Source organism: Sutterella sp., assembly GCF_052272535.1.
In the GTDB taxonomy this organism is placed as follows: domain Bacteria; phylum Pseudomonadota; class Gammaproteobacteria; order Burkholderiales; family Burkholderiaceae_F; genus Sutterella.
On sequence record NZ_DAVZJY010000017.1, the window covers coordinates 1 to 20,307 of the forward strand.

A 20,307-nucleotide genomic window follows, 5' to 3' on the forward strand; every position below is an offset into this window, starting at 1 on the left:
TTTTCCTCGGAAATCCCGCATCCAGGCGGGAGGATCGGCGCCCGGCTCCTCACCGGTGCGTCCGTCCAGTCTTTGCAAATAGCCGCGCCTGACGTCGCCGTCCTTCACGACTGTTGCGACCTTTCGGCCGATCCCCTGATTCCGTCGGCGGGAGCCGCAGCTGTTCCTCTTCGCCTCCTGAGTGAAGAGGAACTTCCGGGGCCTGAGTGGGGAAGCTTCAGGCCGGGGTCTTTTGCGCTTCAGTTCCGACGAGTCCTCTTTCTGGGGCTTTCACCCAAGGCGGACCGCAAGGAGGTTGAGACTCCCTGCCCTGGGAATCCTTCCTCATCCCGGAAAGTCCAATAGACCGCGGCAGGAACCTCCTGCTGCAGCCGACTGCGGACTTTCCGCCCAAATTCACCTGAGTCGCTGTTCTCCTTAGAGCGGCTCAGTAAAACTTTAGGCGGAGGCGAGCAAACGCCTCTCGCTCCTCATGCACCCCGATCGAAAGATCAACCGCACGCCGACGCCTGCGCACCTTCCGCGGAGCCTGGGTCGCGGACGCGGTAGGTACGTATCCGAACGCGGTCCGATAGTACGTTGTGCGTACTTCAAACGACGTCGGATGGATGCCGACAGGATGAGGTCGGGACTTCCAACGGGGGAGAGTCCATGAAAAGCGGGTGGAGTTTAGCCTACCCCTCACCCGCCACTATATCAGCACTAACCCTTGATTACACCCCCGGATTTGATATGAATCCACCCTTTTGCATACTCTGAACAAAACTCCCTTAGATCGTCTTTTTTTCTGCGGAAATCCTGTAGTTGCTGAAGGCTTGACGGTTTGGATCCGGCTGAAATCACGGAGTTCGGAAATACCTCCCTAAAGGTAGGTAATTACCCGATCAAAGCTTTTGCCTAGATTACAACTTTCTCTGTTCGGAAAAAATGAACACAATTTAAGTATGAATACTCACCTATCCTCCGCCCCAACAAAGTGATGCAACCAAATGTATGGGACCGATAGGCAACCCTCCTATCATCCATCAAAGCTCGATAGAATGCCCATCAGGGCGGACCGCAGCATCTACGCACGTCTCCGTCTTCGTCACCCACGCCTTCAGCCCGAAGGAGGAGCATTCATCATGGCCCATCGCATCATCTCCACCGAAGAAGCCCCGGCCGCCATCGGCCTCTACAGTCAGGGAGCGCTCACCGAAACGACGCTCTACTGCTCGGGCCAGCTCGGCATCCGCCCGGAGACGGGCGAGCTCGAACCCGACGTCGAGTCGCAGACCCGCCAGGCCTTCCGCAACCTCCAGGCCGTAGCGCACGAAGCCGGCGCGACGCTCGCCGACGTCGCGAAGCTCACGATCTTCCTCAAGTCGATGGACGACTTCGCCGTCGTGAACAAGGTAATGGGCGAATTCATCACCCCGCCCTATCCGGCCCGCTCCTGCGTCGCCGTCGCGGCGCTCCCGAAGGGCGGCCTCGTCGAGATCGAGGCGATCATCGACCGCGTCGGCATCGTGCTCTGACGACCGCCTCCTCTACGAGCACCGCCCCGATGCCGCAGCCCACATCCACCCCCGCCCGCAGCCGCCCCGCCGGCGTCATCCAGCAGCAGAAGCTCGCGCCCCTCGCGGAGCGCCTGCGCCGCCTCGGGCTCGTCAGTGACTGGGACTTCATCCTTCATCTGCCGTTGCGCTACGAGGACGAGACGAAGATCGACCCGATCGGCATGCTCGTCCCGGGCGAAACCGCGCAGGTGCAGGGTGAGGTCGTGCGCTCGCAGATGACCGCCACGCCGCGCGGGCAGCAGCTCATCGCTCAGGTGCGCGACGAAACGGGGCTGCTCGCGCTGCGCTTCATCCACTACTACGCTGACACGCAGCGCGTATTACGACCCGGCGCGGTGGTGCGCCTCTTCGGCGAGCCGCGCCCGGCCTATGCGGGCGGGCTCGAGATGATCCACCCGAAGATCCGCAAGCCCGTGGCGAGCGACGCGACGCTCCCGAAGTCCCTCACGCCCGTCTACCCCCTCGGGGAAGGCGTGCAGCAGACGTGGCTCAGGAAGCGCATCTCCCGGGCGCTTCTCGACATGCAGGGAATGGAGGATCCCGTCCCGGAGGAGATCCGGCGGAGTCTCGATCTCCCGGGGCTGCGCGCCTCGCTTGAATACCTTCACAACCCGCCGCCCGATGCGGACGCCGAGGCTCTGGGGAGCCGCACGGACCCGCACTGGCGGCGCCTCAAGTTCGACGAACTCCTCGCGCAGCAGATCACGCTGCGCGAAATGCGCGTGCTCGCGCTTGCCGAGCGCGCTCCGGAGCTTCGCGAACCCGCCGCGGGCGGCCTCATCCCCGCCTTCATCGCCTCACTCCCCTTCCGCCTCACGGGCGCGCAGGAGCGCGTCTGGGGCGAGATCGCCCGCGACCTTGCGGCAGGCCGCCCCATGCACCGGCTCGTGCAGGGCGACGTCGGCTGCGGCAAGACGATCCTCGCCGCGCTTGCGGCGTTGCGCGCCGTGGAGTCTGGCCGGCAAGCGGCGATCATGGCCCCGACGGGGATCCTCGCCGAGCAGCACTTCGAGAAGCTCTGCGCCTGGCTCGAACCCCTCGGCATCCGCACCGCCTGGCTCACCGGCCGGCAGAAGACCGCAGAGCGTACGGCCGCGCTCGAAGCCATCCGCTCGGGCGAGGCGAAGATCATCGTGGGCACCCACGCCCTCATTCAGGAAGGGGTGGAGTTTGAGAACCTCGCCGTCGCGATCGTCGACGAGCAGCACCGCTTCGGCGTCGCGCAGCGGCTCTCGCTCACTTCCTCGAAGATGAAGGACGGGCTGAAGCCCCACCTCCTGATGCTCTCGGCCACCCCCATTCCGCGCACGCTCGCGATGAGCTACCTCGCCGACATCGACGTCTCCGTGGTCGACGAGCTCCCGCCCGGGCGCACTCCGGTCGAGACGAAGCTCGTGCGGCTCGAGAGACGCGACGCCGTCGTGGGGGTGTTGCGCCACACCGTCTCGGAGGGCCGGCAGGTCTATTGGGTCTGCCCCCTCATTGAGGAGAGTGAAGCGCTTGACCTCACGCCCGCCGTCGAGTGCGCCCGCGACCTCGCGGCGCGCCTGCCGGACCTACGCATCGGGCTGCTCACCGGCGCCATGACGGCGCAGGAGAAGGAGTCCGTGATGAAGGCCTTCGCCGCGGGCGAGATCCACGTTCTCGTCGCCACCATCGTGATCGAGGTGGGCGTGGACGTCCCGAACGCCACCCTGATGGTGATCGAGCACGCCGAGCGCTTCGGCCTCGCGCAGCTCCATCAGCTGCGCGGCCGCGTCGGGCGCGGCGGCGCGAAGAGCGCCTGCGTGCTCCTCTACGACGACCGGCTCTCCGAAGAGGGTCGCGAGCGGCTGCGCATCATCCGCGAAACGACGGACGGCTTCGAGATCGCCCGGCGCGACCTGCAGCTGCGCGGACCGGGTGAATTCCTCGGCGAACAGCAGTCGGGCATGCCGATCCTGCGCTTTGCGGACCTCGAGGAGGACGCCGCGCTCGTCGAGGCCGCGCGCACCGCCGCCGCCCGCATGCTCGAAAGCCACCCGGAGGCCGCGCGCCGCCACGCCCGGCGCTGGTTCAGCGCCCGCGCGGAGCTCCTCACCGCCTGACCAAAAAATTCATTCACATTCCGACAACAACCATGACACTCACCGAACTCAAGTACGTCATCGCCGTCGCGCGGCACCGCCACTTCGGCCGCGCCGCCGAGAGCTGCAGCGTGAGCCAGCCCTCGCTCTCCGTCGCCATCCGCAAGCTCGAAGAGGAGCTCGGGGTGACGATCTTCGAGCGCCGCTCAAACGACATCGCCGTGACGCCGATCGGCCAGCAGATCGTCGATCAGGCGCAGAAGGTGGTCGAAGAGGCCCGCCGCATCCCCGAGATCGCGCACCAGGGCCGCGACCCGCTCTCCGGGCCCCTGCGCCTCGGCGTGATCTACACGATCGGGCCGTACCTGCTCCCCGAACTGATCGGCCGCATGATCGAAACGACGCCGCGCATGCCGCTCGTCCTCGAAGAGGGCTTCACGACGGAGCTCCTCGCGAAGCTGCGCAACGGCTCGATCGACGTCGCGATCACCGCCGACACGCTCGTGGACACGGGCTTCATGACGATGGAGGTCTATGAGGAGAACTTCGTCGTCGCCGTCCCCTCGCACCACCCCTGGGTGAACCGCAACTACGTGGGCACCGATGAACTCAAGGACCAGACGATGCTCTTGCTCGGCGCGGGCCACTGCTTCCGCGACCAGATCCTCGGCGTCTGTCCGGACCTCGCCGTCTTCGCCTCGAGCGCCTCGGACGTGCAGAAGACCGTTGAAGGCTCGAGCCTGCAGACGATCTTCCACATGGTCGCGCAGGGCCTCGGCATCACGGTGCTCCCCGCTTCGGCCGTTCCCTACCTCACCGGGCTCTCGAACGCGATCAAGATCCTGCCCTTCAAGGATCCGCCCCCGAAGCGCCGCGCCATGCTCGTCTGGCGCAAGAGCTTCACGCGCCTCGACGCGATCACGGCGCTGCAGGGCGCGATGCACGCCCTGAAGCTCAACGGGTGCGCGCCCGTCTTCGAAAAGCCCTCGGTGCGCTGAAAGCCCGCGGCACGACGGAAATGGAGAACCCGATGACCGAGAAAGCGCCTGAAGAGGCCCCCGGCCGAAAGCCCACCCCTCCCAAGAGCGCGCCGCCGCGCCGGCGGCTCCCGAAACTCGGTCCCCTTACGGGCGGGAGCTTCGGCGAGCGCATCGACCTCCTCGTGCGCGTCGCGCTCATGGTGGTGGTGGCGGCGGGCTGCTACCTCGTGCTGCAGCCCTTCCTCACGGCGATTCTGCTCGCCGCAGTGATCGCCGTGGTGACCTGGCCCGTCTTCCGGTGGCTCCTCGACCATCTGCGGCACTCCGCGACGGTCGCCGCCTCCGGGATGGTGCTCCTCATCATCGTCACCTTTCTCATCCCGATGTCGTTTCTGCTCTTCGCGCTCGCGCAGCAGATCCCGCGCTGGGTGACGATGGCCGCGGCCTGGCTCAAGGACCCGACGCCGGTGCTCGCCGCCGTGGACGGCATCCCCTACGTGGGCGAGTGGCTGCACGAGCAGCTCAAGCTCGCGATCGACCCGGCCACCTTCGGCCACACCGTGCAGCGCATGCTCGACCCGCTCTCGAGCGGCCTCGTCGACGCCGCGGTGAACGTCGGCAACGGCGTCGTGCAGCTGATCTTCGTCACCTTCATCGTCTTCTTCTTCTACCGCGACGGTGCGTGGTTCGCCGACCGCATCTCGGCCCTGGTCGAGCGCGTCTCTGGGGGCATCGCCCGCGAGATCACCGGCATCCTCGTCAACACGACGCGCTCGGTGGTCTTCGGCATCGTCGGCACGGCGATCGGCCAGGGACTCGTCGCCGGCGTGGGCTTCTGGATCGCGGGCGTCCCCGGGGTCCTCGTCCTCTCCTTCGCCGTCTGCGTGCTCTCGGTGATTCCGATCGGACCGCCCCTCATCTGGGGGCCGGCCGCGGTGTGGCTCTACACCCAGGGCGAGCTCGGCATGGCGCTCTTCCTGGTGGCCTGGGGCACGCTCGCCGTCTCAAGCGTGGACAACTTCATCAAGCCCATTCTGATCTCGAGGGGCACCTCGATGCCGATCGCGCTCATCTTCCTCGGCGTCTTCGGCGGCGTGCTCGCGTTCGGGTTCCTCGGCCTCATCCTCGGGCCGCTACTGCTCGCCGTGGGCGTTGCGCTTTTCTCGGCGTGGCTCAAGCGCCCCGTCATCCAACTCGCGCAGGCCGCGGTCGAGGGCAAGACGGCGGAGCAGGCGCCCAAGAAGCCCAGCGAAACCCAGAAGCCCGGCGCTCAGGTTCAGACGCCGGCTCAGCCGAAGAGCTGACGCCCCTGCGCGCTCCATCTCACTCTCAACATCAACAGGAATCCTCATGCAGCAACTGCAGTTCAAGATCCATCTGCTCGGCATCACGAAGCCGCCCGTCTGGCGCCGCCTCGTCGTTCCCGTCTCCAAGACTTTCAGTGAATTCGCTCATGCAATCTTCAGCGCCTTCGGTTGGGACGGCTGGCATCTCTACATGTTCTGCGACAAGACGCACCGGCAGATCAACATCATGCCGCGCGACCCGGACGGAACGCTCGACACCTGGGGGCCGGCGGAAGTCTTCGACGCCGACGAGCTGACGATCGGCGACTACTACGGGCAGTGCGGCGGTCAGCTCTACTTCATCTACGACTTCGGCGACGGCTGGGAGCACAAGCTCACGCTCGAAGCCGTGTTGGACGAACCCGGCGAACGGGCCCGCTGCACGGGCGCGAAGGGCGCCTGCCCGCCCGAAGACTGTGGCGGCCCCTGGGCCTACGAGCGCCTGAAGTACATCCTCGCGCACCCAGATGAGGAGCCCGAAGAAGTCCAATGGCGGTGCGAATGGCTTGGAATCGAGCGTCCGGAGGAGTTCGATCCGACGGAGATCACGGGCTTCGTTGAGGCGGCGCCGAAGAAGTCCCGGACCCGTCGGAAAAAGACCGAAGAGGACTCGGCCGGCTAGTCGCAGTGGAGCACCTTGACGGCGAGCCCGCCGCGGCTCGTCTCACGGTACTTCGCGTTCATGTCCTTACCCGTTTCGTACATGGTGGCGATCACCTTGTCGAGCGAGACGCGCGGGGTGCTCGTGCGGCGCAGCGCCATGCGCGCGGCGTTCACAGCCTTGACGGCGAAGATGGCGTTGCGTTCGATGCAGGGCACCTGAACCTGGCCGTTCACCGGGTCGCAGGTGAGGCCGAGCGAATGCTCCATGCCGATCTCCGCGGCGGTGGTCACCTGCTCGGGGCTGCCGCCCATCACTTCGCAGAGCCCGGCCGCCGCCATCGAGCAGGCGACGCCCACCTCGCCCTGGCAGCCCACTTCGGCGCCCGAGATCGAGGCGTTCATCTTGAAGAGTTCGCCCACGACGGCCGAGGCGAGGAAGAACCGCAGGCACGCTTCGGGCGTGGATTCGCCGATGAACTTCCCCCAGTAGGCGAGCACCGCGGGGATCACCCCGCAGGCGCCGTTCGTGGGCGCGGTGACCACGCGGCCGCCCGCGGCGTTCTCTTCGGAGACGGCGAGCGCGTACATGTTGATCCAGTCGATCACGGCGAGGGGATCCACGCTCGTGCGGTCCGCAGCGAGAAGCTGGCGGTTCAGCTGCGGCGCGCGGCGCGGCACGCGCAGCGGCCCGGGCAGCACCCCTTCGGTGCGCACGCCGCGGGCGATGCACTCCTCCATCACACGCGAGACGTGCGCGAAGTGCGCGTCGATCTCGGCGCGCGGACGGCGGGCGAGCTCATTCTCGAGCGCGAGCGCCGAGATGGAGAGCCCCGTCTCGCGGCACTCGGCGAGAAGTTCCGTGGCGGACGAATAGGGATGCGGCACCTTCACGGCTTCCTCGGGCTTCTCGTTGAAGTGCTCCGCGTCGACGATAAAGCCCCCGCCGATCGAGTAGTAGGTCTTCTCGAGCAGCAGCTCCCCGCCCGCCCAGGCGCGCAGAATCATGCCGTTCTCGTGGAGCGGCAGGAATTCGGAGCGAAAGACCATGCCGGTCTCCCGCGGAAAGTCCACCGGTCGGGTGCCGCCGAGCAGGAGCTTCTCATCCTTTTCGACGGCGGCGAGGAGTTCCGGAATTCGCTCGAGCGGCACCGTGTCGGGGAGATACCCCTCGAGACCGAGGATGATCGCCTGGTCGGTGTGGTGCCCGCGGCCCGTGAGCGAGAGCGAGCCGTAGACCTCCGCGCCCACGCGCGTCGTGCGCTCGGCGAGTCCTATGCGGACGAGCTCGTCGCAGAACTCCCTGCCCGCCTTCATGGGGCCGACCGTATGGGAGCTCGAGGGGCCGATGCCGATCTTGTAGATGTCGAATGCGCTGATCATGATGTGTGGAGGTCTATCTGTAAACGCCTGGAAACAGAGGCGGACGGAATTTTGCCTGATGCGGGCACGCCCGTCGAAGCGAAAAATCCCTGAGGAAGACGGAAAGCAAAAAGCCCTCCCGGAACCGTGCCCTGAAGGGGCGTGTTCCGGAGAAGGCTTTCCGGGGATCGAAGGAGGGCGACGGGTGCTCCGGGTGGGGAGCGGGCGCCCGTCCTGCGGGAGGATCCAGCGTCAGACCATGAGGATCGCGCAGAGGGTCGTGGCGATGAGCATCGGCAGAGCGGTGCGCTTGATCACTTCGATCGGCGAGACCATCGCGATGCCCGAGACGAGAATCGTCACGCCGGCGAGCGGGGAGGCCGTACGGCCGGCGGCGCCGGCGAGGAAGGCGAGGCCGCCCAGACCTTCGATCGACATGCCGAAGTCCTTCGCGTGCGGGGTGACGGTTTCATTGAAGGCGAGCGTCGCAGCGTCGCCCGAACCCGTGAGGATGCCCATCACGAACGGACCGAACGAGCCGCCCCAGCGGGCGATGTCGTTGGATTCCTTCAGGGCCTGCACGAAGACGTCGATCAGGCCGGCGGACTTGAGGCCGGCGGCGAAGACGCCCGCGGCGATGATGATGCCCATCACGTCGGCGTAGCCCTTGCCGCAGCCGTTGAAGAATTCCTTCGAGAAGGTCTGCGGGTTGCAGCGCGCAACGGCCAGAGCAATCACGGAGCCGAGGACCATGGCCTGCGCCACGCCCATCTTGATGAACGGCACCCAGAGGTTGCCGGCCACGAGGATGGTGATCGGAACGAGCGGCACGAGAGCCTTGATCGGGCTCGGCACGAAGCCTTCGTCCTTCTGGAGCTTTGACTTGTCGACTTCAGCGTTCTTGTCGCCCTTGTTGTCGCCGAGGATGAGGCACATGATCAGCACGCCGATCACGCCGCAGGCGCCGACCATGACCGAGTACGGAGCATGGAAGCCGATGAAGTCCATCACATCCATCTTCGCCATGGCGGCGACGTACGGATTGTGCGACGTGCCGGGCGAGAGGTAGGAGCCGATGGTGCCGGCGAGGACGGCGGCGGCCGCACCCGCGGGCTTGATGCCGGCGCGCAGCATCACCGGAATGAGGGTCGAGCCGACGGCGGCAGCGCAGCCCGCAGCCGACGGAATGGCGATGTTCACGAAGAACGTGATCACCGTGCAGACGGGCACAAGGAAGATGCCGAGGCCGCGGATCGGCGTGGCGAGGTAGTGCACGAGGGAGCGGTCGGCGCCGGTGAATTTGGCGCAAAACGCAAAGCCCATGGACGAGCAGATCGCCATGACGAGCGAGGCGTTGGTCATGGACTTCGCGAAGGCGTTCAGACCGCCCACGAGATTCCACGAAATCAAGCACAGAAACAAGCCGGAGGCGATGAGAACCAGGCGGGTCTCATACCGCTTGATGAGGCCGTAGATGACGGCGAAGATTGCCAGTACGGCAACCCATTCGGTGATGCCCATTGCGAGATCTCCTTGAGGTGATGGAATAGTTGTTTCTGCTTATGGTTTACAGATGCTCACATTATGCCTGCGTCAATCGTCAAAAAACCTAAGGGTAAGTTCGTGCCTCTGCTATGGGTAGTTACATAGCAAAAAAAGGGGCGCCGACACAAGCCGACGCCCCTTGAAAATGCATATATATCAGTGGACTGAAGAGGCGGGAATCAAATCTTGAAGACCTCGCGGCGGTAGTGTTCGAGCTCCTTGATGCTGTCGCGGATGTCCACGAGCGCCTGGTGCTTGCCCACCGACGTGCCCACCCAGACCTTCGCGGGGGCCCAACGGCGGCAGAGCTCCTTGATGGTCGAGACGTCGATCGAGCGGTAGTGGAAGTAGCGCTCCATCCCGGGGAGCCAGCGCGCCATGAAGCGGCGGTCCTGACCGATCGTGTTGCCGCACATCGGGCTCTTGCCTTCGGGAACGAAGCGGCGGAAGGTCTCGGTGAAGATCCGCGCGCACTCCTCTTCGTCCACGGTGCTCTCGAGGCAGCGCTGCACCAGCCCCGACTTCGTGTGGGTCTCGGTGTTCCAGGCGTCCATGGAGGCGAGGACCTCGGGGCGCTGACGGACGGCGACCACCGGACCCTCGTGAAGGATGTTGAGGTTCTTGTCGGTGATGATCGCTGCGACCTCGAGGACGCGGTTCACCTCGGGCTGCAGCCCCGTCATCTCCATGTCGATCCAGATGAGGTTGTCCTCGGCGTAGGACGGGTCGCGTTCGCACTGCGGGGCTGCGGTCATGTTGAGCTCTTCTTCCCTAAAAATAGATGTGTGTTCGTCGGAGGCGCCGGAAGCGCCGTCGCACGCGCCCGAGTCTAGCGCAGGCGCCGGCGCCCCGGACGGCCCGATGGGCGATAATGCCGGAACCGTGCGCCGCCGCACCCTTCGACCGAATTCCCGCCACGCCCGCCTGATGCATCCCTCCGCCGACCTCATCGAGCTCATCTTCCTCTCGGCCGTCGTGCTCTATCTGCTTGTGGAGTGCTTCCTCACCGCGCGGCAGATCCTCTCGGCGGAGCGCTCGGTCGGCCGCGTCCCGGAAGGATTCGACGCGAAGCTCTCGCTCGCGGCGCACAAGAAGGCCGCGGCCTTCACGATCGAGACGGCTCAGGCGAACCTCGTGCTCGCCTTCGCCGCCGCCGGACTCGCGCTGCTGATGACGATGGGCCGGGGACTCACCTTCCTCGCCGCCTTCTATGAAACGCTCTTCACGAACACGCTCATCGTCGAGTGGCTCCTCGTCGCGACCGTGCTCGGGCTGCTCCTTCTCTTCGAACTCCCCGTCGACCTCTATGCGCGTTGCCTCGTGAAGGAGCGCTTCGGCTACATGCGCCACACGCGCCGCGAGTGGCTGCGCCGCCGTTTCCTCAAGTCCGCCGCGGGTTGGGCGGCGGCGCTTCCCCTCACGGCCTTCGCGCTCGCGCTCTTTGAAGTCTGCGGACGCTGGTGGTGGCTCGCCCTCTGGGGGTTCCTGCTTCTCACGCTCCTCTGGCGCTGGCGCGTCTCGCTCATCGAGGACCGCGCCTGGAGCCGCGTGAGCCGCCCGGTGCTCTCAAAGGACCTGCGCGAACTCTTCCGCGATTTTCTCGCCGCCCACGGCTACCGGATGGAGGACGTGGTCCTCATGACCCGCCCGGGCGCCTGGAAGCACGCCCACGTGCTCCTCACGGGCACGGGCGACAACCGCCGAGTCGTCGTCTTCGCGCACGCCGCGGGGCGCCTCACACGCGAAGAGCTCCTCGCCGTCCTCGCGCAGCAGATCGCCCGCGTGCGCGGCCGTCACGCCGCCTGGCGCATCACCTTCAACGCCGCGGCGGGACTTCTCGTCTGCGCCTTCGCGGGCTGGGGGGCGCAGAGTCCCGAGCTCTTCGCCGGCCTCGGATTCTCGCCCGCGCTCACGACCGCGCAGCCCGGCGTCCATGCGGGCTTCATGACCGCGCTCGGGCTCGTGGTCTTCCCGGTCCTCTTCTTCGCCCTCCGTCCGCTCGTCAACTTCGGCGCGCGGCGGCTGCTCTACGCGTCGGACTACTTCGCGATGCGCGCCGTGGGCGCGGCGCCCCTCGTGCGGGCGCTCGTCAAGCTCCACCGCGACTACGCGCAGACCCTCACGCCCTCGCGCGTCTACTCACTCTTTCACCATGCGCGCCCGCATGCGGGCATGCGCGTGAAGGAGATCCTGCGCGCGGCGAAGCGCGGCGGCTGGCCCCTCGACCAGCCGAGCGACCTCGTGCGCTTCCGCGCCGCGCCGTACCTCGATCACGAACACCCCGAGCGGACGGTGCTCGCCGAAGAACAGCGCCTGCGCCGCGCCCAACGCCCCGAAACGCCCGCCGACCGGCGGCGCCGCGAAGCCGAAGAGCTCGCGCGGTCGCTCGAAGTCGAACACCCGCTCGTCGTGGACGACGGGCTCGACGAAGCGACAAACGAACCCGAAGCCCCCGAAGCGCACGATCCGCCCGCAGACTCCCCGGAGACGAAGCCCTCCGCGCAGTCCGAACCCCCGGCAGCCTCCCCCGCGCCCGAACCCACCGCACCGAAAAAAGCATGAAGAAGACCTCCCGCCGCAGGGACGCCGCCGCCCCGGCCTCCGACATCGAAACCCTTCCGGGCCGCGTCACCGCCGGCCACGGGCGGCACTTCATCGTGACGCTTGAATCGGGCGAGAAGCTCGTAGCCCACCGCCGCGGCAAGAAGGGCGACGTCGCCGTGGGCGACCTCGTGCGCTGCACGCCGCCCGTTTCAGGCGTCGCCGCCATCGAGTCGATCGAGCCGCGCGCGACGCTCCTCTACCGCTCCGACGAGTGGCGCGTGAAGACGCTCGCGGCGAACGCCGACCTCACGGCGATCGTCTATGCGCCCCGCCCGACCTTCAATCCCTGGTTCATCTGGAAGGCGCTCCTGGCGTCGCACCAGGCCGGGATCCCCGCGGTCGTGATCCGCAACAAGACCGACCTCGCCGACGGGGCCGAAGCGGCCGACCGGCAGGCCGAACTTCTGCGCTCGATCGGCGAAGAGGTCGTGGCGGTCTCCGCCTCCGGAGCGCCCGAGGCCGCCCGCGCGGCGCTCCTCGAGCGCTTCACGGGCAGGAACGTGCTCTTGGTCGGCCAGTCCGGTATGGGCAAGTCCACGATCCTCAACCTCCTCGTGCCCGATGCGCAGGCGCAGACGCGCGAATATTCCGAAGCCCTCGACCTCGGCAAGCAGACCACCACCGCCGCGCAGTGGCACGCCGCACCGGACTGGCAGGGCGCCGTGATCGACACCCCGGGCTTTCAGGAGTTCGGCCTCGCGCACCTCTCGCTCTCGGACATCCTGCGGGCGATGCCCGACGTCGCGCGCCACGTCGACGGGTGCCGGTTCTTCAACTGCCGCCACCTCCATGAACCGGGCTGCAGCGTCAAGGCCGCGCTCGAGCGGGGCGAAATCGACCCCGCGCGCTACGCCTTCTACGAGGCGCTCGCCCAGGAGGCCGACCCGCTTCCGAGGTAGTGGACGGGCTACTCCTCCTGAAGGATGGCCTCGCTTAAGGTCATGTCCCTAGAATCGGGCTTCCGCGCCACTTGAACCAAGACCCCAGACCAAATGACCGAAGCGAGCCGGACCTCCGAACCCTCCCGCCGGGTGCGCATCATCGCGCGTCCCGCACTTCCCATCCCGCAGACGGGCCCCGTGCGCCGTGAGGCGGGTGCTTGGCGCGACCGCTTCGGGCGGCCGCTCACCGATCTGCGCATCTCGGTGACGGACCACTGCAACTTCCGCTGCCGCTACTGCATGCCGAAGGAGAAGTTCGCGAAGAACCACCAGTTCCTCGCGATGACCGAGCTCCTCACCTTCGAGGAGATCCTGCGCGTCGCCAAAATCGCCGTCAGAAACGGCGTCGAGAAGATCCGCCTCACCGGGGGCGAGCCCCTCGTGCGCCGCAGCATCGAGGAGCTCGTAGCTGACCTCGCGCTGCTGCGCACCCCCGACGGGCGTCCGATCGACCTCGCGATGACGACGAACGGCTCGCTCCTCATGAAGAAGGCCGAGGCCCTGAAAGCCGCGGGCCTCAAGCGCCTCACGGTGAGCCTCGACGCCATTGACGAGGCGATCTTCCAGGGGTTCAACGACGTGGGGTTCCCCGCCGCCAAGGTGCTCGAGGCGATCGACTTCGCGCGCTCTCTCGGCCTCCGGGTCAAGGTGAACACGGTCGTGAAGAAGGGCGTCAACGAAGGGGAGGTCGTGCGGATTGCCGAGCGCTTCCGCGGGACCGGCGTCGTGCCGCGCTTCATCGAGTACATGGACGTCGGCAACGCCAACGGCTGGCGCATGGCCGAGGTGGTCCCCTCGCGCGACGTAGTCGCGATGATCGCCGCGCGCTGGCCCCTCGAGCCCGTCGCCCCGTCGACGCCGGGCGAAACGGCCTCGCGCTGGCGCTACCGAGACGGCGCGGGCGAATTTGGCGTCATCAGCTCGGTGACGGAGAACTTCTGCCGCAGCTGCTCGCGCGTGCGGCTCTCGATGGAGGGGCGGCTCTATCTCTGCCTCTTCGCCTCGATCGGCTACGACATCCGCACGATGCTGCGCGGCGGCTGTACGGACGGGGAGCTCGAAGAAGCCCTCGGGCGTATCTGGACCGAGCGCGAGGACCGGTACTCGGAGCTGCGCGCACTCGGGGCGGCGCCGGAGCGCTCGAAGGTCGAGATGAACTACATCGGCGGCTGAAAAAACGCCCCCGGACGGCGCCCGGCGTCCTGCCACACGAAATAATCCAAGGATTTCACCTTAGGGGCGCGGGCGCGGAGGGCGCTCCGCGCCCCTTATACTCCGTAATTCGTCCGGACGACGCGCTTCTCAGTGCGCCGTCGTCCCGCGCCTCAGACCGTCCGCAGCGGAAGCGGACGGCGGCCTCTGCAAAAAACTACACGACAACGGAGTGCGCTCGAGTGTTTTCCAATCCCACGGCCGTTACCTTCATCGGCTACCTGATCCTGATGATCCTCGTCGGGGTCTTCGCATACTTCTACACCCGCAGCTACGCGGACTTCATCCTCGGCGGGCGCAGCCTCGGCGGCATCGTCACGGCGCTCTCCGTGGGCGCCTCGGACATGAGCGGCTGGCTCCTGATGGGGCTCCCGGGCGCGGTCTTCCTCTACGGCATCTCGCAGAGCTGGATCGCGGTGGGGCTCATCATCGGGTCCTGGTTCAACTGGAAACTCGTCGCGGCGCGCCTGCGCGTCTACACCGAGAAGGCGCACAACTCGCTCACGCTCCCCGACTACCTCTCGCACCGCTTTGAGGACCAGGGCAACGTGCTGCGCATCATCGCCGCGGCGGTGATCCTCATCTTCTTCACGATCTACTGCGCCTCGGGCGTGGTGGCGGGCGCCCGTCTCTTCGAGAACACCTTCCACTTGCAGTACGAGACCGCGCTCATCGTGGGCGCGGCGGTGACGATCCTCTACGTCTTCATCGGCGGGTTCCTCGCCGTCTCGTGGACCGACACCATCCAGGCCTCGATCATGTGCGTCGCGCTCGTCGTCACCCCGATCGCGGTGATGATGGACGCGGGCGGGTTCGCGGCCACCACCGCGCGCGTGGCCGACATCAACCCCGCGATGCTCAACATGATGGAAGGCCACACCATCGTGGGCGTCTTGAGCCTCCTCGCCTGGGGCCTCGGCTACTTCGGGCAGCCGCACATCCTCGTGCGCTTCATGGCCGCCAAGTCGATCAAGGTGATCCCGAACGCGCGCCGCGTCGCCACGCTCTGGATGCTCTTCTGCCTCGCGGGCGCCGTCGCCGTGGGCTTCTTCGGCGCGGCGTACTTCTCGATGCACCCCGACGTCGCCGGGCTCGTGAAGGAGAACCATGAGCGCGTCTTCATCGTGCTCTCCTCGCTCCTCTTCAACCCCTGGATCGCGGGCCTCCTGATGTCGGCCATTCTCGCCGCCGTGATGTCCACGCTCTCCTGCCAGCTGCTCGTGTGCTCCTCGACCCTCACGCAGGACTTCTACCGCACGTACCTTCGCCCGAAGGCGACGCAGCGCGAACTGGTCTGGGTCGGCCGCTCGATGGTGCTCGCCATCTCCGTGATCGCCGTCTGGATGGCGAGCGATCCGACGAGCCTCGTCCTGTCGCTCGTCTCCTACGCCTGGGCGGGCTTCGCGGCCGCCTTCGGCCCCGTGATCCTCATCTCGCTCTGGTGGCGCCGCATGACCAAGCGCGGCGCCCTCGCGGGCATGGTCGTGGGCGCCGCCACGGTGCTCGTCTGGAACCACTTCGCCTGGTTCGGCGTCTATGAGATCATCCCGGGCTTCCTCTTTGCGACGATCGCGATCGTCGTGGGATCGCTCCTTGACAATCCGCCCTCCGAATCGGTCGCGAAGACCTTCGACGCGGTGGACGCCGAAGTGAAGGCCGCGTCCTGACCGAAACCCCGACGACGCTTCTGAAGACGGCCGGCGCTCCACATCGGGGCGCCGGCCCTTTCTTTTGGCGCTTCCTTGATCTTCCGCGGGCGGCCTCGGGCGTCTCCCCTAGGTGAATCGCCTTATTTGCTGCAATTTTTCCGGCGCCGCAAGGATATCCTTTCGTCTTACACGCTGTTTTGCCGGTACATTTTCTTAAATTCAATGCACTTGGTGCACCGACAAACAATTTTTCGAAGGAAAATACTCATGCAGAAATCCGTCAAAGGCACCGCCCTTCACGCCGCGCTCCTCTCCGCCGTCCTCTCCGCCGCCCTTCTCGGCGCGGCGACTCCGGCCGGTGCGCGCGTGATAACCGCGGCCGTGCCGACGGGTTTCTCGACGCTCGACTCCTGGGACGCGATCGACAACCTCTCGCGCACCGTCGCCCGCTCCATGTACGAAGGCCTCTACGTCTTCGACAAGGACCTCAAGCCCACGCCGCAGCTCGCCGAGTCCTATGAGGTCTCCAAGGACGGCCTCGTCTACACCTTCAAGCTGCGCCGCGGCGTGAAGTTCCACGACGGCACGGAATTTACGGCCGAGGCCGTGAAGATGAACTTCGACCGCGGCATGAATCCCGACTCGAAGCTTTCGCGCCGCAACTTCTTCAACTTCGTGAAGACCGTCGAGGTCGTCGATCCCTACACGGTGCGCTTCACACTCAAGACCCCGACGGCGGGCTTCATCCAGCGCCTCTCGAACGGCACGGCGGCGATGATCTGCCCGAGCCTCCTGAAGCGCGCGACCACGAAGCAGGTGACGGCCTTCGAAGCGTGCGGCACCGGTCCCTACGTCCTCAAGCGCTTCTCGCCCGCCGAGGAGCTCTACGCCGAGCGGTTCCAGGACTACCGCGTGAAGGGGCTCCCGAAGTTCGACGCGATCCGCTGGGTACCGGTTACGGAGAACCAGACCCGCGCGATGATGCTGCAGACGGGTGAGGCGCAGTTCATCTCGCCCGTGCCGAACGAGCAGTTTCGGCAGCTCGAGCGCAACCAGAACCTCACGCTCATCAAGGCGCCCTCCGTCGTGACGCGCTACCTCTCGATGAACGAGACGAAGAAGCCCTTCAACGACGTGCGCGTGCGCGAGGCGATCAACTACGCGATCAACCGTCAGGCCCTCGTGAAGGTCGCCTACAACGGCTTCGCCGTGCCCTCCACCGGCTACCTGCCGCCGCAGATTGAAGGCGCCGTAGACTTCGGCGTTCATCCCTACGACCCGAAGAAGGCCCGCGAGCTCCTCAAGGAGGCGGGCTACCCCAACGGCTTCAAGACCTCGATTCTCTCCGCCTACAACGACGGCAAGACCTTGAAGACGTTGCAGTTCCTGCAGCAGCAGCTCGCGCAGGTCGGCATCAAGGCCGAGACGCGCGCGCTCGAAGCGGGTCAGCGCACGCTCATCTACGGCGCGAAGACGTCGGCCGACTCCAAGCACGCGCTCTATCTGATCGGCTGGACCAACTCCGCGGCCGAACCCGACTGGGGCTTGAGGCCGCTCCTCGCGAGCTACAACGCGCCGCCCGTCCTCAACAACGAGTCCTACTACAAGAACCCCAAGGTAGACGCGCTCTTTGACGAGGCGATCAAGGAGACGGATCCCGAGAAGCGCGTCGCACTCTACGCAGAGCTCCAGAAGACCGTCAACGCCGACCTCCCGTGGGCTCCCCTGGTCTTCGAGATGACGACGGCCGGACGCGCGAAGGCGCTCAAGAACTTCGAGCCGCTCCCCGACGGGTCCTTCAGCTTCTATGAGGCCGAGTGGACGGAATAACGCCGCCCCCGCCCGACGCCGCCAACGCACCTCCTCCCGCGCCCGCAGGCTCCCGGTTCCGGTGAGCCCGGCGCGGGATTTTTTGCGCCCGGAGGGCGGTCCGACCTTGCGTTAGAATGGCGCCCTTCAATTCTTTGATTTCCACGCATTCCGCGCCCCGGAGGCGAGCCCCGCGCTCCCTCCCCCCGGGCGCATCGTCCCGCATATGGCCTCCTCGACCCTCGCTCTGCGTCTGCGCAAGATTCTCCCCTTCATCGGCCGCAACAACAGCCTCACGGACCGGGAGCTCAACATCCGCGCCTTCCGCCGCCTCTACGCGGAGGATCCGAACGTGTTCCTCGACGCCTACGACGCCGAGATCGAACGCCTGAAGCAGGTCTACCCGCAAGAGCTCGTGGACCTGATCGACCAGGCGGGGCTCACGGAACTGGACGACCAACTCGTCGCGAGCGAGCGCGAGGACGGGTCGGTGACGTCCGTCTACGCCTGCGGTTTCCTCGCCTACGGCCTCGCGAACGAAGCGCTTGCTTCGGAGTACCTCGAGGAGGCGGACGCCGAGCGTCTGCGCGCACTCCTCACCGACGAATACTTCGTCGCCGAGAACGTGCAGATCCAGATCTACCAGCACATCGTCCCGATCAACCACAAGATCCTCTCGGACTCGAACGAGTCGCAGCGCTTCCTGCGCACCATGATGAAGAGCCGCGCCGCGCTCGTGCCAGAGCAGACCGCGATCGACATGTCCGGGATCGACTACAACTACGACGAAGAGGACATGAGCGACGTCGCCTCGCACTTCCGCCTCATCCTCCTCACCGTGCGCGCGCTCGACCCGAAGAAACCCGTCCTCAAGACGCCCTACCGCTACCTCGGCTTCACGGTGCCCGCGGACGAAGGCCATCACATGCTCGCGGCCGACGCTATCCTCATGACGCGCTGGGGGGCGGAGTTCTCCGCGCTCATCTCGCGCCGCTGCGGCCGCGGGCTGCGCTACTGCGTCACCGAGCCCTACCTCCTGAACGACACCGTGCGGCAGCTCGACTACGTGATCGGCCTCAAGCGCATCATGGTGGTCTTCACGCGCACGGCGCTCGACGAGAACGTCGCGCCGGAGGACCTCGTCGTGAGCCTCGGCGCCTTCTCGGATCCGCAGAAGGGGTATTCGGAGCTGCGCGTCGCCTTTGCGCACCCCGATCGCCCCGACGACCTGATCAACGGCGTGCCGCTGCCGCTCCCGGCCGGTCAGAACGCCGCCCGCGCCGTCGAGGAGCTCATAGCGATGATCGCCGACCAGTTCACGTTCGAAGGGATCACGCTCAAGACGCCGATCCCCAACGGGTGCTCGTGGCTCACGGCCGAGCCCGACACGATGGACCGGCTCTACAACTCCGTCAACAACGTCCAGAAGCCCCTGAAGCGCCGCGACAACGCACCGCACCCGCTCATGCCGAGCATGCTCCTCAACTGAGGACGCGCGCCGAGAGGCGCGCCCCCACGAAAACAAAGCCCCGGCTCCTCTTCTTGGGAGATCCGGGGCTTTGCCGCTTGGTCGAAAGGTTTTCCGCTGGTGAGCGCCTACTTCTTCATGCCGGAGATGTCGGGGTGGCCCGCCGGGAGCTTGCCGTCCGCGGGAATCTGCGGGTGGCCTTCGGGGAGCTTCTTCCCGGACGCCTCGGCCGCACCCTCGGCCTTCTTCGGGTCCTTCACGATCTCCTCCTCACGGATGGGCACCTTGCTCTCGCCGTAGAGGAGGTCGGGGCGCACGCCCGCGATGATCGCCTCCTCAGGGGCGCCCGCGCTCTGCATGCCGCAGAAGATCATCGTCTGCCCGTTCCAGGGCTGGATGTGGAAGGCGCGTTCGGTGACGCCCATCTCGGGGTATTCATAGTTGTCCGGGCGCTTGTAGGGCTGCCAGAGCCGCTCGGCATTGGTCGTCGTCATGCGGTTCGCGTGGGCGGACATGTGGCGCGAGTCCACGGCCTCCCAGTCGATGTTGAAGGCGTCCACGGCCTTCTTCCAGTCCTCCTTCACGAGGAGGCCCCAGAAGTGGGTGTGCATGTCGGGCACGCCCGGATAGCGGATGATCTCGTCGTTGAAGACGTACCCCGTCACCGTGAGGCCGCCGTCCTTGAAGGGCTTCTTCAGGGTGACGATGTCGAGGGGCTGCTTCGAGACCTTCAGATAGGCCATCTCGCCCTCGCGGATCTTGAGCGCCTCGGGGATGTTCTTGTCCTTCGCCACGGCCTTGAAGAAGTCCGCATTGCAGGCGGGGAGCGCCTGCACGAGGGAGGTTTCGGCCGCCTGGGCGCCGGCGACGATGGCGAGTGCGGCGAGCGCAAGAACCGTCTTTTTCACTTCGAGTCTCCTTTGCGTGACGCCGCGGGGGTGGCGGCGGCCTCATTCTTTTCGGGCGATTCTCGACCGCCCTTCTTGCGGCTCCCTTAAGGGGCGGCGCAGCTCAGGGAAACTCTCAAGGCCGCCCGCAGCGAATGGAACGGGCGCATTCCGGGCGCCCGGAGGACGAAAAAAACGGGCGGCGCCGGAGCTTTGAACTCCGGCGCGCCGCCCGTTCCTCTCCGAGGTGGCGGGAGAGGCGGGCGGCTCAGGCGCCGC

At 66.4% G+C, this 20,307-nt stretch carries 15 protein-coding genes; 11 read left to right on the forward strand and 4 right to left on the reverse strand.

The window, feature by feature from the left end:
* The first annotated feature begins 1,124 nt into the window (after positions 1 to 1,124).
* The 5 genes from ACT6Y9_RS02070 to ACT6Y9_RS02090 are packed head-to-tail and all read left to right on the forward strand — an operon-like array spanning position 1,125 to position 6,573.
* Positions 1,125 to 1,517, forward strand: coding sequence for a Rid family detoxifying hydrolase (locus ACT6Y9_RS02070; RefSeq protein ID WP_295477532.1), 393 nt, complete (start codon positions 1,125 to 1,127; stop codon positions 1,515 to 1,517).
* Between the two features lie 29 nt (positions 1,518 to 1,546).
* Positions 1,547 to 3,646 carry an ATP-dependent DNA helicase RecG gene (gene recG / locus ACT6Y9_RS02075; protein ID WP_443743336.1) on the forward strand — a complete coding sequence of 700 codons (2,100 nt, stop codon included), beginning with the start codon at positions 1,547 to 1,549 and terminating at the stop codon, positions 3,644 to 3,646.
* A gap of 32 nt (positions 3,647 to 3,678) precedes the next feature.
* Positions 3,679 to 4,623 carry a LysR substrate-binding domain-containing protein gene (locus ACT6Y9_RS02080; protein WP_443743337.1) on the forward strand — a complete coding sequence of 315 codons (945 nt, stop codon included), beginning with the start codon at positions 3,679 to 3,681 and terminating at the stop codon, positions 4,621 to 4,623.
* A gap of 32 nt (positions 4,624 to 4,655) precedes the next feature.
* Entirely contained in the window at positions 4,656 to 5,909 is a 1,254-nt protein-coding gene (locus ACT6Y9_RS02085; protein ID WP_443743338.1) for an AI-2E family transporter, read from the forward strand.
* Between the two features lie 46 nt (positions 5,910 to 5,955).
* Positions 5,956 to 6,573, forward strand: coding sequence for a plasmid pRiA4b ORF-3 family protein (locus ACT6Y9_RS02090; RefSeq protein WP_443743339.1), 618 nt, complete (start codon positions 5,956 to 5,958; stop codon positions 6,571 to 6,573).
* Here the strand turns inward: ACT6Y9_RS02090 and ACT6Y9_RS02095 are convergent.
* The 3 genes from ACT6Y9_RS02095 to orn all read right to left on the reverse strand — a co-directional run bounded on the left by ACT6Y9_RS02095 (position 6,570) and on the right by orn (position 10,213).
* Positions 6,570 to 7,934: an L-serine ammonia-lyase gene (locus tag ACT6Y9_RS02095; protein ID WP_295477522.1), complete on the reverse strand. Its 1,365-nt coding sequence runs from the start codon at positions 7,932 to 7,934 to the stop codon at positions 6,570 to 6,572. The two genes, ACT6Y9_RS02090 and ACT6Y9_RS02095, sit on opposite strands and share 4 nt — an antisense overlap.
* A 231-nt stretch (positions 7,935 to 8,165) precedes the next feature.
* Positions 8,166 to 9,434, reverse strand: coding sequence for a C4-dicarboxylate transporter DcuC (gene dcuC / locus ACT6Y9_RS02100; RefSeq protein WP_443743340.1), 1,269 nt, complete (start codon positions 9,432 to 9,434; stop codon positions 8,166 to 8,168).
* Positions 9,435 to 9,637: 203 nt separating this feature from the next.
* Positions 9,638 to 10,213 (reverse strand): oligoribonuclease, encoded by a 576-nt coding sequence (gene orn / locus ACT6Y9_RS02105; protein WP_295477518.1) that lies wholly within the window; start codon positions 10,211 to 10,213, stop codon positions 9,638 to 9,640.
* A gap of 172 nt (positions 10,214 to 10,385) precedes the next feature.
* On the opposite strand from orn, the gene ACT6Y9_RS02110 reads away from it, so the two are divergent.
* The 6 genes from ACT6Y9_RS02110 (at position 10,386) to ACT6Y9_RS02135 (ending at position 19,162) form a co-directional block, all read left to right on the forward strand.
* Complete coding sequence (locus ACT6Y9_RS02110) at positions 10,386 to 12,020, forward strand: M48 family metalloprotease (RefSeq protein WP_295477516.1); 1,635 nt, start codon at positions 10,386 to 10,388, stop codon at positions 12,018 to 12,020.
* The gene (gene rsgA / locus ACT6Y9_RS02115) at positions 12,017 to 12,961 is read left to right on the forward strand and encodes a ribosome small subunit-dependent GTPase A (protein ID WP_295477514.1); all 945 of its coding nucleotides are present in this window, start codon (positions 12,017 to 12,019) and stop codon (positions 12,959 to 12,961) included. The genes ACT6Y9_RS02110 and rsgA overlap by 4 nt, the downstream gene beginning before the upstream one ends.
* A gap of 93 nt (positions 12,962 to 13,054) precedes the next feature.
* On the forward strand, positions 13,055 to 14,176 hold the full coding sequence (gene moaA / locus ACT6Y9_RS02120; RefSeq protein WP_443743341.1) for a GTP 3',8-cyclase MoaA: 1,122 nt from the start codon (positions 13,055 to 13,057) through the stop codon (positions 14,174 to 14,176).
* 221 nt (positions 14,177 to 14,397) lie between these two features.
* Entirely contained in the window at positions 14,398 to 15,882 is a 1,485-nt protein-coding gene (gene putP / locus ACT6Y9_RS02125) for a sodium/proline symporter PutP (protein ID WP_443743342.1), read from the forward strand.
* Between the two features lie 249 nt (positions 15,883 to 16,131).
* Positions 16,132 to 17,694 carry an ABC transporter substrate-binding protein gene (locus ACT6Y9_RS02130; protein WP_443743343.1) on the forward strand — a complete coding sequence of 521 codons (1,563 nt, stop codon included), beginning with the start codon at positions 16,132 to 16,134 and terminating at the stop codon, positions 17,692 to 17,694.
* Positions 17,695 to 17,899: 205 nt separating this feature from the next.
* Entirely contained in the window at positions 17,900 to 19,162 is a 1,263-nt protein-coding gene (locus tag ACT6Y9_RS02135; RefSeq protein WP_295477506.1) for a hypothetical protein, read from the forward strand.
* Between the two features lie 107 nt (positions 19,163 to 19,269).
* Here ACT6Y9_RS02135 and ACT6Y9_RS02140 read toward each other — a convergent pair whose 3' ends face one another.
* A complete protein-coding gene (locus ACT6Y9_RS02140; protein WP_443743344.1) occupies positions 19,270 to 20,049 on the reverse strand; it encodes a hypothetical protein in 780 nt (259 codons plus the stop codon).
* Positions 20,050 to 20,307 lie beyond the last annotated feature (258 nt).

Bases quoted from the DNA above. Each gene is read 5' to 3' on its own strand.
- ACT6Y9_RS02095 (WP_295477522.1), bottom strand. From the start codon at position 7,934: ATGATCAGCGCATTCGACATCTACAAGATCGGCATCGGCCCCTCGAGC.
- dcuC (WP_443743340.1), bottom strand. From the start codon at position 9,434: ATGGGCATCACCGAATGGGTTGCCGTACTGGCAATCTTCGCCGTCATC.
- rsgA (WP_295477514.1), top strand. From the start codon at position 12,017: ATGAAGAAGACCTCCCGCCGCAGGGACGCCGCCGCCCCGGCCTCCGAC.
- ACT6Y9_RS02080 (WP_443743337.1), top strand. From the start codon at position 3,679: ATGACACTCACCGAACTCAAGTACGTCATCGCCGTCGCGCGGCACCGC.
- ACT6Y9_RS02085 (WP_443743338.1), top strand. From the start codon at position 4,656: ATGACCGAGAAAGCGCCTGAAGAGGCCCCCGGCCGAAAGCCCACCCCT.
- recG (WP_443743336.1), top strand. From the start codon at position 1,547: ATGCCGCAGCCCACATCCACCCCCGCCCGCAGCCGCCCCGCCGGCGTC.
- orn (WP_295477518.1), bottom strand. From the start codon at position 10,213: ATGACCGCAGCCCCGCAGTGCGAACGCGACCCGTCCTACGCCGAGGAC.
- ACT6Y9_RS02110 (WP_295477516.1), top strand. From the start codon at position 10,386: ATGCATCCCTCCGCCGACCTCATCGAGCTCATCTTCCTCTCGGCCGTC.
- ACT6Y9_RS02090 (WP_443743339.1), top strand. From the start codon at position 5,956: ATGCAGCAACTGCAGTTCAAGATCCATCTGCTCGGCATCACGAAGCCG.
- moaA (WP_443743341.1), top strand. From the start codon at position 13,055: ATGACCGAAGCGAGCCGGACCTCCGAACCCTCCCGCCGGGTGCGCATC.
- ACT6Y9_RS02130 (WP_443743343.1), top strand. From the start codon at position 16,132: ATGCAGAAATCCGTCAAAGGCACCGCCCTTCACGCCGCGCTCCTCTCC.
- ACT6Y9_RS02135 (WP_295477506.1), top strand. From the start codon at position 17,900: ATGGCCTCCTCGACCCTCGCTCTGCGTCTGCGCAAGATTCTCCCCTTC.
- ACT6Y9_RS02070 (WP_295477532.1), top strand. From the start codon at position 1,125: ATGGCCCATCGCATCATCTCCACCGAAGAAGCCCCGGCCGCCATCGGC.